Origin of the sequence: Kluyvera genomosp. 3 (assembly GCF_011765685.1) — a bacterium.
In the GTDB taxonomy this organism is placed as follows: domain Bacteria; phylum Pseudomonadota; class Gammaproteobacteria; order Enterobacterales; family Enterobacteriaceae; genus Kluyvera; species Kluyvera georgiana_A.
Genome location: NZ_CP050321.1, coordinates 4,183,966 through 4,201,136 on the forward strand (window position 1 = coordinate 4,183,966; position 17,171 = coordinate 4,201,136).

Consider the following 17,171-nt stretch of genomic DNA (forward strand, 5'->3'; position numbering starts at 1 on the left):
AATCCTTATTTCTGAACAACAATGTTTTCTTTTGATGGATCAACATGTTGCATCTGCAACTTTTCAGTAGCGATACGTTCGACTCGGCTATGATCGCCAAGAGCATTCTCTTCGAGGATCAGGTTTCGCCATTCAATGTCTAACGCATCGCGCTCCAGCACCAACTGTTCGCGTTGGGCCGTTAACAGACGGGTATGGTGGGCGGTTGTCACCACCGTCACCGCCGTCACAATAATGCAAATGAACAGACAGAGTGGCAGCTTCCCAAACTGCAAAAGGTCGTCGCGAATTACGCCAGGCAAGGCATGACGTTCGCCATTTCCTAACGACCCGGTTACTTTGCTCAGGGCCTCTGTCACTCTGCTGATCATGCGTTCGTCCTCTCTGCAATACGCAGAACTGAACTACGAGCTCGTGGATTTTCAGCCACTTCTTCTTCGCCCGGCATCAACTTGCCTAATGCTCGTAAATGACGGCCGCCCAGTTTCCTGAGTTGCTCTTCGGTCATCGGGATCCCCGCCGGAACCTGTGGACCGCGGCTCTGCTCACGCATAAAGCGTTTCACGATGCGGTCTTCCAGCGAATGGAAGCTGATAATGGAAAGCCGCCCACCCGGGGCCAGCACGCCAAGCGAGCTTTTTAGCGCCTGCTCTATCTCCTCCAGCTCACTATTCACCCAAATGCGCACCGCCTGGAAGGTACGGGTTGCGGGGTGTTTGAATTTGTCTTTCACCGGCATCGCGGCGGAAATGACTTCCGCCAGCTCTTTAGTACGGGTCATCGGTTCCACGCGGTTGCGCTCAACGATGGCGCGGGCGATACGTTTACCAAAGCGCTCTTCACCGAAGGTTTTAATCACCCAGGCGATATCGGCTTCTTCAGCCGTTTGCAGCCATTCAGCGGCAGACTGGCCGCGAGTTGGGTCCATACGCATGTCCAGCGGGCCATCGCGCATAAACGAAAAACCGCGCTCGGCATCGTCAAGTTGCGGTGAAGAAACGCCAAGATCGAGAAGAATCCCGTCGATCTTACCAACGAGATCGCGCTCGGCGACGTAGTCCGCCAGCGCAGAGAAAGGGCCATGCACGATGGAAAAGCGTGGATCATCGATGGTCTTCGCCACCGCAATCGCTTCTGGATCGCGATCGATCGCAATCAAACGCCCCTGCTCGCCAAGCTGCGAGAGGATCAGGCGCGAGTGACCACCGCGACCAAAGGTGCCATCAATATAGATACCGTCCGGACGAATATTCAGGCCGTTAACCGCTTCGTCCAGCAGTACCGTGGTGTGTTTAAAGTTTTCCATCATATTTATAAGGACAAATCCTGCAATCGCTCCGACAGCGCCCCTGAAGCAGATTGCTCAGCGTCGATATCTTCCTTGACCCGTTGATACCAGGCCGTCTCATCCCACAGTTCAAACTTGTTGAACTGCCCGACCAGCATCACTTCTTTGGTCAATCCGGCGTGTTGCCGTAAAACCGGCGCGATTAACAACCGCCCGGCATTATCCATCTGACATTCGCTGGCATGCCCTAACAGCAGCCGCTGCACGCGGCGCTCAACGGGATTCATGCTCGACAAACGCGATAGCTTTTGCTCGATAATTTCCCATTCGGGCAGAGGATAAAGCAGCAGGCAGGGGTGATGGATGTCAATGGTACAAACCATTTGACCGGTAGCGCTCTCGATCAACGTGTCCCGATATCGGACAGGGACGGCTAAACGCCCTTTGTTGTCGAGATTGACTAACGTTGCCCCTCGGAACATGCCAGCCTCACCCCTTATTACCACTTTAACCCACAAATTCCCACTCAAAGGAGTTTACGGAGCAGAGGAAAAGCTTGTCAAGCCAGCATGAATGCCAACAGAGTCCAAAATACCGCTATTTAAGGCCGACAATAGCTCTGATTAAAAATTATCCAACAGACGAGGCAAATTAACGTCATGAATACCCGCAAGAAAAATACAAAGGGATTCACATCACGTTAACGCGACTAAATATCATCAAAAGAATATATAAAGTGTCAGTTTGCGACGCGAGCGGCATTTTAGGACATTATGATGCGCGTTAACAGTCCCCTGTGGCGCGCCCCGGAGGGGAATGACGTCCCCTGGGCTCGCCCATTCTGGTAGGAGAGTTGAGAAGTGTTTGTTATTTCGGCAATCCGCACGGCGAATGTAACAAAATAATACACAAATAATATATTTTTACTTTGTGTTCACAATAATAAGCGCGGAAGGGGGACAAATGAGGCGTATTAAATAGAGTGCTAACCAAAAATGAGGAATAATCTGAATATCCACATAAGAATAATGTTTTATGCAATGAAGGCGACATTCCGCCGCCTCCATCATGAAAAGCTTATCGACGGCTCAGGCTACCACGACGATACAGATTACGGCGAATACGGCTCAAACCTGGTTTTGGCTTGCGCGGTTCATCAAGGCTTGCCAGCACAATCTCCAGCACGCGTTCAGCCACATCACGGTGACGCTGGGCAACCGCCAGCACCGGACACTGCAGGAAATCGAGCAGCTCGTTATCGCCAAAGGTGGCAATGGCCAGATCGGTCGGCAACTTACCCTCACGGCGCAGCGTCACATCCATCACGCCCTGTAACAGCGCAAACGACGTGGTAAACAACGCCTGCGGCATTGGGTGCGTCTCAAGCCATTTCTCGAACAGCTGCGCCGAGGCTTCACGTTCATAGCTATTGGCATAGAGGAAGTGCACTTCGCGCGGATCGTCTTTCCAGGCGGTACGGAACCCCTGCTCGCGCAGATAGCTGACCGACAGTTCCGGCAGCGCGCCGAGATAAAGTACGGTTTCAGCCGGGAAGGTACGCAGCTCGGCGGCAAGCATTTCAGCGTCATCCTGGTCGGCGCCCACGACGCTGGTGAAGTGTTCGCGGTCAAGGGCACGGTCAAGGGCAACAATCGGGAACGCATCGTTCGCCCAGCGCTGATAGAACGGATGCTCCGGCGGCAATGAGGTAGAAACAATGATCGCATCAACCTGACGCTGCAACAGATGCTCAATGCAGCGCATCTCATTATCTGGCTGATCTTCCGAGCAGGCAATCAGCAGTTGATAGCCGCGCTGGCGCGCCTGACGCTCAAGATAGTTGGCGATGCGGGTATAGCTGGTGTTTTCCAGATCCGGGATGACTAACCCGATAGAACGCGTGCGTCCTGCACGCAGCCCAGCGGCGACCGCGTTAGGATGGTAGTTGTGCTCGCGCACGACCGCCATCACCTTTTCGACAGTTTTATCACTGACGCGGTACTGCTTCGCTTTGCCGTTAATCACATAGCTGGCGGTGGTTCGGGAAACACCGGCAAGCCGGGCGATCTCATCCAGTTTCACAATTGCCCCTTGCTTTATAAGTATAATCCGTAACATCTAAACGCAGAATGATCCGATCGGCAATAGGTTTTGTTCGCACTTATTGCTGATTTCGCAAAAAAAAGCCCGACTTCAGGCCGGGCTACGATTAAGCGATGAGTTGTAGACCGGATAAGCAAAGCGCCATCCGGCGAAACCGCGCAAGTTGCCGGATGGCGGCGTAAACGCCTTATCCGGACTACCGTTGCTGGTTACGGCTTCAGCACAACACAATTAACGCATAATCTTGTCGCCACGCGACAGGCCAACTACACCCGAACGCGCCACTTCAACGATTCGCGCCACGTCGCGCAGCGATGCCAGGAAGGCATCCAGCTTATCGCTGGTGCCCGCCAGTTGGACGGTATAGAGCGACGGCGTAACGTCGATAATCTGTCCACGGAATATCTCCGTGTTCCGTTTCACTTCGTCACGACCATAGCCGCTGGCCTGTACCTTCACCAGCATGATTTCACGCTCGACGTGCGCCCCCTGCCCCAGCTCGTTGACCCGCAGCACGTCCACCAGCTTATGCAGCTGTTTTTCGATCTGTTCAATGGTCTTCTCGTCGCCGACCGTCTGAATGGTCATGCGCGACAGCGTCGGATCGTCGGTAGGCGCAACGGTCAGGCTCTCAATGTTGTAGCCGCGTTGTGAGAAAAGCCCAATCACGCGCGACAGCGCCCCGGACTCGTTTTCCAGCAGTACAGATAATATCCGGCGCATAATCAGGTTCTCTCCGTTTTGCTCAGCCACATCTCGTCCATCGCCCCGCCGCGAATCTGCATCGGGTAGACGTGCTCGCTACCGTCGACGGCGACGTCGACAAACACCAGGCGGTTATTGCGCACCTGCTCCAGCGCCTCAGCGAGCTTACTCTCCAGCTCGTCCGGGCGGGTAATGCGAATGCCCACATGACCATAAGCTTCCGCCAGGCGCACGAAGTCCGGCAGCGATTGCATATAGGACTGGGAGTGACGGCCGGAGTAAATCATGTCCTGCCACTGTTTCACCATCCCCAGATAGCCGTTGTTCAGATTCAGCACCAGCACCGGTAGTTCGTATTGCAGCGCAGTCGACAGCTCCTGAATGTTCATCTGGATGCTGCCATCGCCGGTCACACAAATGACGGTTTCTTCCGGAAGCGCCATTTTGACGCCCAGTGCAGCGGGAAGGCCAAAGCCCATGGTGCCAAGACCGCCGGAGTTGATCCAACGACGCGGCTTATCAAACGGGTAGTACAGCGCGGCAAACATCTGATGTTGGCCCACGTCGGATGTCACGTAGGCGTCGCCCTGGGTCAGTTTCCAGACGGTTTCGACCACCGCCTGGGGCTTAATTTGTTCGCTCTTGTCGTCATACTTCAGGCAGTGACGGGCGCGCCACTGTTCAATCTGCTGCCACCAGTCGCGAATGTCATCCAGCGGCTGGGCGACGCTTTCTTGATCCAGCAACTCGAGCATTTGATCGAGCACCAGACCCGCGTCACCGACGATCGGAATATCCGCCGGTACCGTTTTGGAGATCGACGTCGGATCGATATCAATGTGCAGCACCGTGGCATCCGGGCAGTACTTCGCGAGATTGTTGGTGGTACGGTCATCAAAGCGCACCCCAACAGCGAAAATCACGTCGGAATGATGCATGGTCATGTTGGCTTCATAGGTACCGTGCATACCCAACATGCCTAGCGCCTGACGATGGGTCGCCGGGAAGCCGCCGAGCCCCATTAATGAGGAAGCGACCGGCAGGTTGAGTTTTTCTATCAACGTCCGCAGTTGCGTGTGGCACTCGGCATTAACCACCCCGCCACCGACGTATACCACCGGCTTTTTCGCTGCAATCAGCGTTTGCAGCGCGCGCTTGATCTGCCCTTTATGGCCAGTCGTGGTTGGATTGTAAGAACGCATACTGACCGCGTCCGGCCACACGTACGGTAGTTTGTTCGCCGGGCTAAGAATATCTTTCGGCAGATCGACCACCACCGGGCCAGGACGACCGCTGGCCGCCAGCCAGAACGCCTTCTTCAATACCGTGGGAATATCTTCAGTCTGTTTCACCAGGAAGCTGTGCTTCACCACCGGACGGGAGATCCCGACCATGTCGCACTCCTGAAATGCGTCATAACCAATCAGAGAGGTTGCCACCTGGCCAGAAAGTACCACCAGCGGGATGGAATCCATGTAGGCAGTGGCAATCCCGGTGATGGCGTTCGTCGCCCCCGGACCAGAAGTGACCAGCACCACCCCCACTTCACCGGTGGCGCGCGCCAGACCGTCAGCCATGTGCACCGCCGCCTGTTCGTGGCGCACCAGCACGTGGTCAATGCCGCCTACCGTGTGTAGCGCGTCATAAATATCGAGGACCGCGCCCCCCGGGTAGCCAAATACCTGCTTTACGCCCTGATCGATCAACGATCGGACGACCATCTCGGCTCCTGACAACATCTCCATGATTTGCCTCCAGGCTTTACTTTCTTGATGACCGGGGAAGTCATTTTCCGACGGTCATGCGTCGACGGCGCGTCAGCCATCCACCGGCGCTGAATTAAGGTCACGACCTAACATAACCGCTCGCCACCAGGCAGGCAATTCACCCATCCGGCGTAGATGCAGTACCCAGAAGATAAAAAATAAAGAGAAAGGGGAAAATGATGGTGGATTACTTCAGCGATAAGAAAAGGAGAGCGTAGATACTCGGACGAATGGCGGCATTACAGCAAAACCTGCATTTTTCACTTTATCGATGCCAATACTACCGGAAGACAACAGAATAATATTTTAATTTTTTAATCACTGACAAGATAAACAGGATGCCAATGCATCCTGTTTATCGCGACGACATTATTGCTGGCGACAGGCATTAACCAGCAGTTCTTCCATCCACTGGTGGCCCTTATCCCGCCCGGCCGCTTCATGCCAGGAAAGATAGCAGGTACGGCTATTTAACTTCAACGGCAGCGGTAATACCTGCAGGTTCAGCTGTTCGGAAAACTCTTCCGCTAAACGGCGCGGCGCAATGGCGACCAGATGAGTTTGGGACACCACATTTAATACGCTGACCAGCGCCATCCCCTGATAGGCAATACGGCTTTGTTTATCCACCGAGTCGTACCACGGTTGACTAAAGGACGCATAGCGATCCAGAGAAACCACCGCATGTTCTTCCTGATAAAGCTCAGATTCCGAAACCGGACCATTAATACGTGGGTGTTTCTTGCTGACCACCAACACCATTTCGTCATTAAATAACGGAACACAAGCAAATTCAGGGCGACGGAACTCTTCATAACCCAGAACAAACTCAATTTCCTGATAACGCAGTTGATGTTCAGTATTTTGATTTAAGGATGATTTAAACACCATATGAATATGTGGCGCGACTTCATTCACCTTATTTAAGATAATAGAGGTCAGATAATTATCCAGCGGGCTGCACACGCACAGATTAAATACGCGTTCGCTGCTCAGTGGCTCAAAACCGGAACCCGGCAGTTCATTCTGCACCAGTTGCAGCGCCTGACGGATAGAGCCGAAGAGCTGAAAAGCGCGCGCCGTCGGCTGAATGCCGCGACCATAGCGAACAAAAAGCTCGTCGTTAAACATGACCTTCAAACGGGCGACAGCATTACTTACCGCCGGTTGCGACATACCCAGCATATGCGCAGCGCGGGTAATATTTTGCTCCTGCATCACCGCATCGAAAACCGTCAGTAAATTTAAATCGACCATTCGCAGTTGTGGTTTCGTTCCTTCGTTTGTCGATACACGCGGCTTCTCCGGCGCGTTAATTACGTTATCAGACTCCATGATCATACAAAACTCCCTTTGCGGAAACGCAATAATATGTTGAGGCTATATGATTTACCATGCATATAAGATCCAAGAAAGAGAATTAAATAAAAATAGGAATATATAAAGATACAAAGAGCGCCTTTAACTCAATAAAGTCTCTCTTATTTATATCACCAAACGAATGACACTTAGTTTACCAATAGATACCGCGAATACACAACAGACAGAAAAGGACTGTAAAAAATGAGGCTTTATTAAATTGTTTTATTTTTTCTACTATCAGAATTAACAATTATGTATCAGCATAAGCTGCTTTACCTTCACAGATATACGTATACACAAATTTAAATTCAATATTATCATAATGATAGAACCCGCACAGAGAAGTAACAGAGCCATGAGCGGTTGCGAATATTGGTATGCAAATGCGACAAAATATTAAAATCATGAATAACCATAACGGATCATTCACTATAAAGTGAGACATCCATCAGCACAATTAGCTAATTCCACTCACTGAAATTCTTCCCCGGTGCCCCCTCTTTTCACGATTCAGGGTTGACATCAGAAAGCATATCCAGTACCACTAAAAGCATATCGAATTCATCTGGAGAATGATGACATGTTCCGCACCACTCGTTTCAACGGCCTACTACTACTAAACGCCTCTTCTGTGCGCGGTAGGCTGGTGTGCGACGTTCAGCGTTAGTCATCATCAGTAAAACTATAAACCCGCGCCGCTGCGCGGGTTTTTTTATGCTCGTAGCAAGGCGCCCAAGTTAACCAAGGACCTAAACCATGAGCCAGCAAGTCATTATTTTTGATACGACCTTACGTGATGGTGAACAGGCATTACAGGCAAGCCTGAGCGTGAAAGAGAAGCTGCAAATTGCTTTTGCCCTCGAGCGTATGGGCGTTGACGTGATGGAAGTCGGGTTTCCGGTCTCTTCTCCGGGCGATTTCGAATCCGTCCAGACCATCGCCCGCAACATTAAAAACAGCCGCGTCTGCGCGCTGGCCCGCTGCGTAGAGGCGGATATTGATGTTGCCGCCGAGTCATTAAAAGTCGCTGAAGCATTCCGTATTCATACTTTTATCGCCACCTCACCGATGCACATCGCCACCAAGCTGCGCAGCACCCTGGACGAAGTCATCGAGCGCGCGGTCTACATGGTGAAACGGGCGCGTAACTACACCGACGACGTTGAGTTTTCCTGTGAAGATGCTGGCCGTACTCCAATTGACCAACTGGCGCGCGTCGTCGAAGCGGCGATTAATGCCGGTGCCACTACGATCAACATTCCAGACACCGTCGGTTACACCCTGCCATTTGAATTCTCCAACATTATTACCGGCCTGTACGAACGCGTACCAAACATCGATAAAGCGATTATCTCCGTTCACACCCACGACGACCTGGGCATGGCGGTAGGTAACTCTCTGGCCGCGGTCCATGCCGGTGCTCGTCAGGTTGAGGGCGCAATGAACGGCATCGGCGAGCGCGCGGGCAACTGTTCGCTGGAAGAAGTCATCATGGCGATCAAAGTGCGCAAAGACATCATGAATGTGCACACCCGCATCAACCACAACGAAATCTGGCGCACCAGCCAGACCGTCAGCCAGATCTGCAATATGCCGATTCCGGCCAACAAAGCCATCGTCGGCACCGGCGCCTTCGCCCACTCCTCTGGTATCCACCAGGACGGCGTGCTGAAGAACCGCGAAAACTACGAAATCATGACCCCGGAATCCATCGGTCTGAACCAGGTACAGCTGAACCTGACCTCCCGCTCTGGCCGCGCTGCCGTGAAGCACCGCATGGAAGAGATGGGTTACAAAGATACCGATTACAACATGGACCATCTGTACGACGCGTTCCTGAAGCTGGCGGACAAAAAAGGCCAGGTCTTCGATTACGACCTGGAAGCGCTGGCGTTCATCAACAAGCAGCAGGAAGAGCCAGAACATTTCCGCCTGGACTACTTCAGCGTGCAGTCCGGCTCCAGCGATATCGCCACTGCATCGGTGAAGCTGGCCTGTGGTGAAGAGACTAAAGCCGAAGCGGCGAACGGTAACGGTCCGGTTGACGCCATTTACCAGGCGATTAACCGTATCACCGGCTACGACGTCGAGCTGGTCAAATACGATCTGAACGCCAAAGGCCAGGGTAAAGACGCGTTGGGCCAGGTGGATATCGTGGTGAACTACAACGGTCGCCGCTTCCACGGCGTGGGCCTGGCGACGGATATCGTCGAATCCTCCGCCAAAGCGATGGTGCACGTACTGAACAATATCTGGCGTGCCGCCGAAGTTGAAAAAGAATTGCAACGCAAGATCAAGAATAAAGAAAACAACAAGGAAACCGTGTGATGTCGAAGAATTATCATATTGCTGTGTTACCAGGTGACGGAATTGGCCCGGAAGTGATGGCACAGGCATTGAAAGTCCTGGAAGCCGTGCGTCAACGTTTTGACATGCGCATTACCACCAGCCACTACGACGTCGGCGGCATCGCCATTGACCGCCATGGCGAACCACTGCCGCAGGCAACGGTGGACGGCTGCGACCAGGCCGACGCCATTCTGTTTGGTTCCGTGGGGGGGCCGAAATGGGAAAACCTGCCGCCGAACCAGCAGCCGGAGCGTGGTGCACTGCTGCCGCTGCGTAAGCACTTCAAACTGTTCAGCAACCTGCGCCCTGCGAAGCTGTATCAGGGGCTGGAAGAGTTCTGCCCGCTGCGTGCCGACATCGCCGCTAACGGCTTCGACATCCTGTGCGTGCGCGAACTGACCGGCGGCATTTACTTCGGCCAGCCGAAGGGTCGCGAAGGCAGCGGCCAGCACGAGAAGGCATTCGATACCGAGGTGTATCACCGCTTTGAGATCGAACGTATCGCTCGCATCGCCTTTGAGTCCGCGCGCAAACGTCGTCACAAAGTGACCTCGATTGATAAATCTAACGTGCTGCAGTCTTCCATTCTGTGGCGTGAAATCGTCAGCGAAATCGGTAAAGAGTATGCGGACGTTGAGCTGGCGCACATGTACATCGACAACGCCACCATGCAGTTGATTAAAGACCCGTCGCAGTTTGACGTCGTGCTGTGCTCTAACCTGTTCGGCGACATCCTCTCCGACGAGTGCGCGATGATCACCGGCTCCATGGGCATGCTGCCGTCCGCCAGCCTGAACGAAGAAGGCTTTGGCCTGTATGAACCTGCGGGCGGCTCCGCGCCGGATATCGCCGGCAAGAACATCGCCAACCCGGTGGCGCAGATCCTGTCGCTGGCGCTGCTGCTGCGCTACAGCCTGGACGCCAACGACGCGGCCACCGCCATTGAAAGCGCCATCAATCGCGCGCTGGAAGAAGGCGTACGTACCAGTGATTTAGCCCGCGGCGGCGCGGCGGTCAGCACCGATGAAATGGGCGATATCATTGCCCGCTATGTTGCCGAAGGGGTGTAACCATGGCGAAGACCTTATACGAGAAGTTGTTTGATGCCCACGTGGTCTATGAAGCGCCGAACGAAACGCCGCTGCTGTATATCGACCGCCATCTGGTGCACGAAGTGACCTCGCCGCAGGCGTTTGACGGCCTGCGTGCGCACAACCGCCCGGTGCGTCAGCCGGGCAAAACTTTCGCCACCATGGATCACAACGTCTCCACGCAGACCAAAGACATCAACGCCTCCGGCGAGATGGCGCGTATCCAGATGCAGGAGCTGATTAAGAACTGCAACGAGTTCGGCGTCGAGCTGTATGACCTGAACCATCCGTACCAGGGCATCGTGCACGTAATGGGGCCGGAACAGGGCGTTACCCTGCCGGGTATGACCATTGTCTGCGGCGACTCCCACACTGCCACCCACGGCGCGTTTGGCGCGCTGGCGTTCGGGATCGGGACTTCAGAGGTTGAGCACGTGCTGGCAACGCAGACCCTGAAACAGGGCCGCGCCAAAACCATGAAGATTGAAGTAAAAGGCAAAGCTGCGCCGGGCATCACCGCCAAAGACATCGTGCTGGCGATTATCGGTAAAACCGGCAGCGCTGGCGGCACCGGGCACGTGGTGGAGTTCTGCGGTGAAGCGATTCGCGACCTGACCATGGAAGGCCGCATGACCCTGTGCAACATGGCGATTGAGCTGGGCGCGAAAGCGGGCCTGGTCGCGCCGGACCAGACCACCTTCAACTATGTCGAAGGCCGTCTGCACGCGCCGAAAGGCAAAGATTTTGACGATGCCGTCGCCTACTGGAAAACCCTGCAAACGGATGAAGGCGCCACTTTCGACAGCGTCGTCACCCTGCAAGCGGAAGAGATTGCCCCGCAGGTCACCTGGGGGACTAACCCGGGCCAGGTTATCTCCGTGAATGACAACATTCCGGATCCGGCCTCATTCAACGATCCGGTCGAGCGCGCCAGCGCCGAGAAAGCATTGGCTTACATGGGCCTGAAGCCGGGGATCCCGCTGACCGACGTGGCGATCGATAAAGTCTTTATCGGATCCTGCACCAACTCACGCATTGAAGATCTGCGCGCGGCGGCGGAAATCGCCAAAGGCCGTAAGGTGGCGCCGGGCGTGCAGGCGCTGGTGGTGCCGGGCTCCGGCCCGGTGAAAGCGCAGGCGGAAGCGGAAGGTCTGGATAAGATCTTTATCGAAGCCGGTTTTGAATGGCGTCTGCCGGGCTGCTCAATGTGCCTGGCGATGAACAATGATCGCCTGAATCCCGGCGAGCGCTGCGCCTCTACCAGCAACCGTAACTTTGAAGGCCGTCAGGGCCGCGGCGGTCGAACGCACCTGGTAAGCCCGGCGATGGCGGCGGCAGCCGCGGTAACCGGCCATTTCGCCGACATTCGTAGCATGAAATAAGGAAACCATCATGGCAGAGAAATTTACCCAACATACGGGACTGGTGGTGCCGCTGGATGCCGCGAACGTCGATACCGATGCCATCATCCCGAAGCAGTTTTTGCAGAAAGTGACCCGCACCGGCTTTGGCGCGCACCTGTTTAACGACTGGCGCTTCCTCGACGATAAAGGCGAGCAGCCGAACCCTGAGTTCGTGCTGAACTTCCCGGAGTTCAAAGGGGCGTCGATTCTGCTGGCGCGTGAAAACTTCGGCTGCGGCTCATCCCGTGAGCACGCGCCGTGGGCGCTGACCGACTACGGTTTTAAAGTGGTTATCGCCCCGAGCTTCGCCGACATTTTCTACGGCAACAGCTTCAACAACCAGCTGCTGCCGGTGACGTTAAGTGACGCGCAGGTCGATGAGCTGTTCAAGCTGGTACAGGCGAATCCGGGCATTAAATTTGAAGTGGATCTGGAAGCGCAGCTGGTAAAAGCGGGCGATAAATCGTACAGCTTTAAAATCGACGACTTCCGCCGCCACTGCATGCTCAACGGTCTGGACAGCATTGGCCTGACCTTGCAACACGAAGACGCCATCTCGGCCTACGAGAACAAACAGCCGGCGTTTATGCAGTAATCTCTCCCGCTGGTCACCGCACGGTGGCCAGCCTCTTCTTTCCGCCTACAGCGTATCGCCGTAATAGATCTGGTAACCGAGGTTGACGCTGCCCGGCGCATCTTTCCCGTTCAAGCGCTTAATCAAAATATCCGCCGCCGTTTTACCAATCTCAAAGCGCGGCGTAATCACGCTGGCAATTTTTTGCAGCCGCGCGCGGCCAATTTCCAGCCCATGGAAGCCAGCAATCGCCATTTTTCCCGGCACGTCGAACTGCTGCGCCTGACACTCCAGTAGCACGCCGACGGCAAGGTCATCGTTGGTACAGAAAATCGCGTCAATATCCGCTTTTTCCGCCATCGCCTGCTGGAACATCTTGCGGCCCAGCGCCACCGACGAAATCGTTTTTGGCGCCAGGTGATAAGCTTCCAGCCCCTGTGCCGCCAGCGCCTTCTCGGTACCATGGTAACGGCTAAGGTCGCGGGGGTCATCCATCGAACCAAAGAACGCAATGTTGCGTTTACCGCTGTCAATAAAGGCCTGCGTCATTTCGTACGCCGCTTTTTCGTTATCAAAGCCAACCTGAATATCGAGATACTGTCCGCTTATATCCATCAACTCTGCGACCGGAATGCCGCTGGCGCGCACGTACTGCACCATCCGTTCGGTATGCAGTTTTCCGGTGAGGATCAGGCCGTCGATATTGTAGGAGAGCAGGTTAAGCACCTCGCGCTCCTCGCGCTCGGCGTCATATTCGTAGTTGGCGATCAGCGTCTGGTACTGGCAGGCCGAGGTGACGGATTCAATCCCCGCCAGCACATCGGCAAAGATCTGGTTGCGAAACGAGGGGATCAGTACGCCAATGGTTTTACTGCGGGCGTTGAGCAGAATTTCCGGGGCGCGGTTGGGAATGTAGTTGTTCTCTTCCATGACTTTCGAAATCAATTCGCGGCTGCGTTGCGACACCTGATTCGGGTCGCGCAGATAACGGCTGACCGTCATCTTATTCAGCCCGGCCAGCGCGGCAATATCCTGTAATGTCATCCGATTGTTTTTCATGAGGTTCTCTACGACCAACAGCCCATTATGCTCGCAGAGAACCTTATCACAGCCGGTTAGCGACTGCACTCCTCGCTCAACCTTAACGCGTGGCCATCTCAGCCGCCGGCGAGGTAGTTTCATTTTGCGCGCGAACGCAGTACATCAGCACCACCGACGCCAGCAGGGCGATTGCCATAAAGGTGTAGGAGACACCCGGCCCGCCGGTCACGCCGTTGAGGTACCCCACCAGCCACGCGCCGAGGAATGCACCTAACGCGCCGAAGCTGTTGATCATCCCCATCGACACGCCGGAGACGTTGCGCGGCAGCAGTTCGGGAATCAGCGCAAAGAACGGTCCATAAGGCGCATACATACAGGCGGCAGCCACGACCAGCAGCGCGTAGGAGAGCCAGAAAGACTGGTTGCCCAGCATCCACGAGGCGAAGAACGCGATGGCGGCAATCAACAGCAGCGGCCAGATAAACAGCTTACGGTTCTGGAACTTATCGGACAGCCAGGAGACGGTCAGCATCAGGCAGATTGCCGCCAGATACGGCACCGCCGCCAGCCAGCCCACTGCCACAATGTCCATCTGCGCCGCGTTTTTCAGAATCGACGGCATCCACATCATGAAGCCATACACGCCGATGCTCCACAGCGCATGCACCGCACAAAGCATAATGACGCTGCGCGAACGCATTGCTTCACCGTAGTTACGCATCGGCTTAATGTCGCGCTGCTCGCGATCCATCGCCTGCTGTAACGCCTCTTTTTCCTGCGCGCTTAACCAACCCGCATCTGCCGGTTTATCACGCACCAGAATCACCCAGCAGAACGCCCAAATCACCGCCGGAATGCCTTCGAAAATAAACATTTCACGCCAGCCCCAGGCTTCAATCAGGTAGCCGGAGACAATCGACATCCACAGCACCGTAACGGGGTTACCGAGAATCAAAAAGGTATTGGCGCGCGAACGTTCGGTTTTGGTAAACCAGTTGCTGATATAAATCAGCATCGCGGGCATCACCGCCGCCTCAACGATCCCAAGAATAAAGCGAATAGCCATCAGCGTGGGAATGTTACTCACAAAGCCGGTCGCCGCGGCGCAGAGCCCCCAAAGGATCAGACTGCAAAAGATCATTTTGCGCACGCTATGCTTAACGGCATACATCGCGCCCGGCACCTGGAAGAAGAAATAGCCCAGGAAGAACAGCGCGCCAATTAACGATGCGGTTCCCTGAGTAATTCCTAAATCATGTTCTATACCGGCGGCAGCGGCAAAGCCGTAATTGGCGCGGTCGAGATAAGCTAAGCTGTAGGTAATAAAAATAATCGGCATTAAATACCACCAGCGACGCGCCGGCAGTTTTGCGAGCATATTCATACTCACTCCTTGGATTATTGTTTTATCGCTCAGGCCGCGCGTAGCGGCCCATTATTGATCAGACCGCGGCCAGCATGCCGCCGTCCACAAACAGAAGATGTCCATTAACAAAGTCAGAGGCCGGCGCGGCAAGATAGACCGCCGCGCCAATCAACTCTTCCGGCTTACCCCAGCGGGCGGCGGGCGTGCGTTGGAACAGCCAGGCGGAGAACGCCTCATCGTTGACCAGCGCGGTGGTCATCTCAGTGGCGAAATAGCCGGGGGCAATGCCGTTGACCTGAATATTGTATTCCGCCAATTCCACGCACATCCCACGGGTTAACATTTTGACCGCGCCCTTTGACGCCGCGTACGGAGTAATGGTTTTGCGGCCTAACTCGCTCTGCATCGAGCAGATATTAATAATCTTCCCGCGGCGGCGTTGCACCATGTAGCGGGAAACCTGCTGCGACACCAGAAAGACCGATTTCTGGTTTACATCAATCACTTTGTCCCACTCCGCTTCCGGGAATTCAGTGAAAGGATAACGACGCTGGATACCGGCGTTGTTAATCAAAATATCAATCGATCCAACCTCCCTTTCGATTTGCGCGACCGCGCGCGCCACCTCTTCCCCATTGGTCACGTCAAAACCATAGCCAACCGCGCGATAGCCCTCGGCTACCAGCTTGTCCGCCGCCGCCTGCGCACGCTGCTGGGTGATGTCGTTAATCACAATCTCCGCGCCGTGCGCCGCCAGCCCGCTGGCCAGCAGGTTGCCAATCCCCTGCGCGGAGCCGGTAATCAGCGCGCGTTTACCGCTCAGGTCGAATAGGTTTTTCATAAAAAACTCCTTTTTTGATAGCTGTTACGCGTAACTGTATACGCGTAACAGTAGAAAAAAGAAGATCCAGGAGAGGGAAAATGATCGTTCTGTGATCAAGTCGGCACTTACGCACAAGATGAGAACGTCGCGCAATTTTCATGTAACAAAGCAACATGTGAACTGGCTGGCATTTTTGACATCTATCACACTTTATAGTGAGCGCCATCATCAGGAGGAGTCATTTAACCATCATGGCATCGATTAAAGACGTCGCGAAAAAGGCCGGTGTATCGACCGCTACCGTGTCCAGAGTGCTCAATAATCACCCCAGCGTGATCCCGGAGACCCGCAAAGCGGTACGCGACGCAATGGATTATCTTTGCTACGTGCCAAACAAGAGTGCGTTTCAGCTCACTGGCAAATGTTCAGGGCTGATTGGCGTGGTGCTCCCTAATCTGGTCAACCCACACTTTTGTGAATTGCTGGCGACCTTCGAGGAAGAGGCAAGATATATCGGTAAATCGGTGATTGTGAAAACGCATCAGAATCAGCCACAGCAGGATAAACAGCTGCTGCAAACCCTGGTGGGGATGGGCATTGACGGCTTGCTGTGGGTGCCGACCGAAGCCGAAAGAGAACTGGCGGAATGGTTAACGATCACCAACATTCCGGTCGCGGTGGTCACCCAGGTTTCGCGCTTTTTCAATTCGGTGTCGATTAACGAAAGCAAGGGCGCTGAGAGTATTGCTGAACATTTTATCCATACCGGGCATACCTCATTTGGCTTTATTGCCCAGGATGGCGTCGATAACAGAAAAGTCTCTGCCTATAGCAAAAAAATAACCCGCCATGGTTTAACCGTCGCCGACGAAAACCAGTTCTGGATACCAAAAGGCGAAGGGGAGAAAATATCTGAACATATCGCCACCCTTGATATCATCATTGAAAAACTGACGCAGCCGAATACCACCTGCTCCTGCCTGCTAATTTATAATGACGTGGCCGCTAACTATGTGATTGATGGACTCAAAAAGAAAGGTCTCTCTCTGCCGCAAGATATTGCCATCGCGAGTTTCGATAATACGCTGCTGGCTCAAACAAAAAAAATAACCAGCGTCGCACAGCCTATTAATGAAATCGCCCACCTGGCGTTTCAAATGGTCAACCATAAAAAGAAGCAGGACAATATAGAAATGTATGAAATTGTCTCACGACTGATTATTCGCGAGAGTAGTGTCAATATTAATATAACGGCCCTATAAACTACTTATAACCCCTCAGCACATTTAATTGTGCCAGG

16 protein-coding genes are annotated in these 17,171 nt (G+C 54.1%); 6 read left to right on the forward strand and 10 right to left on the reverse strand.

Annotated features, from left to right (window positions below):
- Window positions 1–5: 5 nt before the first annotated feature.
- The 7 genes from ftsL to leuO all read right to left on the reverse strand — a co-directional run bounded on the left by ftsL (window position 6) and on the right by leuO (window position 7,197).
- A complete protein-coding gene (ftsL, locus tag GY169_RS19595; protein WP_163448061.1) occupies window positions 6–371 on the reverse strand; it encodes a cell division protein FtsL in 366 nt (121 codons plus the stop codon).
- The gene (gene rsmH, locus GY169_RS19600) at window positions 368–1,309 is read right to left on the reverse strand and encodes a 16S rRNA (cytosine(1402)-N(4))-methyltransferase RsmH (protein ID WP_163448062.1); all 942 of its coding nucleotides are present in this window, start codon (window positions 1,307–1,309) and stop codon (window positions 368–370) included. Before rsmH ends, ftsL begins: the two co-directional genes overlap by 4 nt.
- A gap of 2 nt (window positions 1,310–1,311) precedes the next feature.
- A complete protein-coding gene (mraZ, locus tag GY169_RS19605; protein WP_064547419.1) occupies window positions 1,312–1,770 on the reverse strand; it encodes a division/cell wall cluster transcriptional repressor MraZ in 459 nt (152 codons plus the stop codon).
- Window positions 1,771–2,365: 595 nt separating this feature from the next.
- Window positions 2,366–3,370 (reverse strand): catabolite repressor/activator, encoded by a 1,005-nt coding sequence (gene cra, locus GY169_RS19610; protein WP_163448063.1) that lies wholly within the window; start codon window positions 3,368–3,370, stop codon window positions 2,366–2,368.
- A 252-nt stretch (window positions 3,371–3,622) separates the two neighbouring features.
- Window positions 3,623–4,114: an acetolactate synthase small subunit gene (gene ilvN, locus GY169_RS19615; RefSeq protein ID WP_035893016.1), complete on the reverse strand. Its 492-nt coding sequence runs from the start codon at window positions 4,112–4,114 to the stop codon at window positions 3,623–3,625.
- Between the two features lie 2 nt (window positions 4,115–4,116).
- Entirely contained in the window at window positions 4,117–5,841 is a 1,725-nt protein-coding gene (gene ilvI, locus GY169_RS19620) for an acetolactate synthase 3 large subunit (RefSeq protein ID WP_163448064.1), read from the reverse strand.
- Window positions 5,842–6,231: 390 nt separating this feature from the next.
- Complete coding sequence (leuO, locus tag GY169_RS19625; RefSeq protein ID WP_163448066.1) at window positions 6,232–7,197, reverse strand: transcriptional regulator LeuO; 966 nt, start codon at window positions 7,195–7,197, stop codon at window positions 6,232–6,234.
- 607 nt (window positions 7,198–7,804) lie between these two features.
- Here leuO and leuL point away from each other — a divergent pair.
- The 5 genes from leuL (at window position 7,805) to leuD (ending at window position 12,662) form a co-directional block, all read left to right on the forward strand.
- Window positions 7,805–7,891 (forward strand): leu operon leader peptide, encoded by an 87-nt coding sequence (leuL, locus tag GY169_RS23655; protein ID WP_100249930.1) that lies wholly within the window; start codon window positions 7,805–7,807, stop codon window positions 7,889–7,891.
- A gap of 89 nt (window positions 7,892–7,980) precedes the next feature.
- Window positions 7,981–9,552: a 2-isopropylmalate synthase gene (leuA, locus tag GY169_RS19635; RefSeq protein WP_065356506.1), complete on the forward strand. Its 1,572-nt coding sequence runs from the start codon at window positions 7,981–7,983 to the stop codon at window positions 9,550–9,552.
- Window positions 9,552–10,643 carry a 3-isopropylmalate dehydrogenase gene (gene leuB / locus GY169_RS19640; protein WP_163448264.1) on the forward strand — a complete coding sequence of 364 codons (1,092 nt, stop codon included), beginning with the start codon at window positions 9,552–9,554 and terminating at the stop codon, window positions 10,641–10,643. Before leuA ends, leuB begins: the two co-directional genes overlap by 1 nt.
- 2 nt (window positions 10,644–10,645) lie before the next feature.
- Entirely contained in the window at window positions 10,646–12,046 is a 1,401-nt protein-coding gene (leuC, locus tag GY169_RS19645; protein WP_163448263.1) for a 3-isopropylmalate dehydratase large subunit, read from the forward strand.
- A gap of 10 nt (window positions 12,047–12,056) precedes the next feature.
- The gene (leuD, locus tag GY169_RS19650) at window positions 12,057–12,662 is read left to right on the forward strand and encodes a 3-isopropylmalate dehydratase small subunit (protein ID WP_163448262.1); all 606 of its coding nucleotides are present in this window, start codon (window positions 12,057–12,059) and stop codon (window positions 12,660–12,662) included.
- Between the two features lie 45 nt (window positions 12,663–12,707).
- On the opposite strand, the gene idnR is transcribed toward leuD, so the two are convergent.
- The 3 genes from idnR to idnO all read right to left on the reverse strand — a co-directional run bounded on the left by idnR (window position 12,708) and on the right by idnO (window position 15,889).
- Window positions 12,708–13,700, reverse strand: coding sequence for a DNA-binding transcriptional regulator IdnR (gene idnR / locus GY169_RS19655; protein WP_167576794.1), 993 nt, complete (start codon window positions 13,698–13,700; stop codon window positions 12,708–12,710).
- A gap of 82 nt (window positions 13,701–13,782) precedes the next feature.
- Window positions 13,783–15,066: an MFS transporter gene (locus GY169_RS19660; protein ID WP_167576795.1), complete on the reverse strand. Its 1,284-nt coding sequence runs from the start codon at window positions 15,064–15,066 to the stop codon at window positions 13,783–13,785.
- Window positions 15,067–15,124: 58 nt separating this feature from the next.
- Entirely contained in the window at window positions 15,125–15,889 is a 765-nt protein-coding gene (idnO, locus tag GY169_RS19665; RefSeq protein WP_167576797.1) for a gluconate 5-dehydrogenase, read from the reverse strand.
- A gap of 233 nt (window positions 15,890–16,122) precedes the next feature.
- On the opposite strand from idnO, the gene GY169_RS19670 reads away from it, so the two are divergent.
- Window positions 16,123–17,133: a LacI family DNA-binding transcriptional regulator gene (locus tag GY169_RS19670; protein ID WP_167576799.1), complete on the forward strand. Its 1,011-nt coding sequence runs from the start codon at window positions 16,123–16,125 to the stop codon at window positions 17,131–17,133.
- Window positions 17,134–17,171 lie beyond the last annotated feature (38 nt).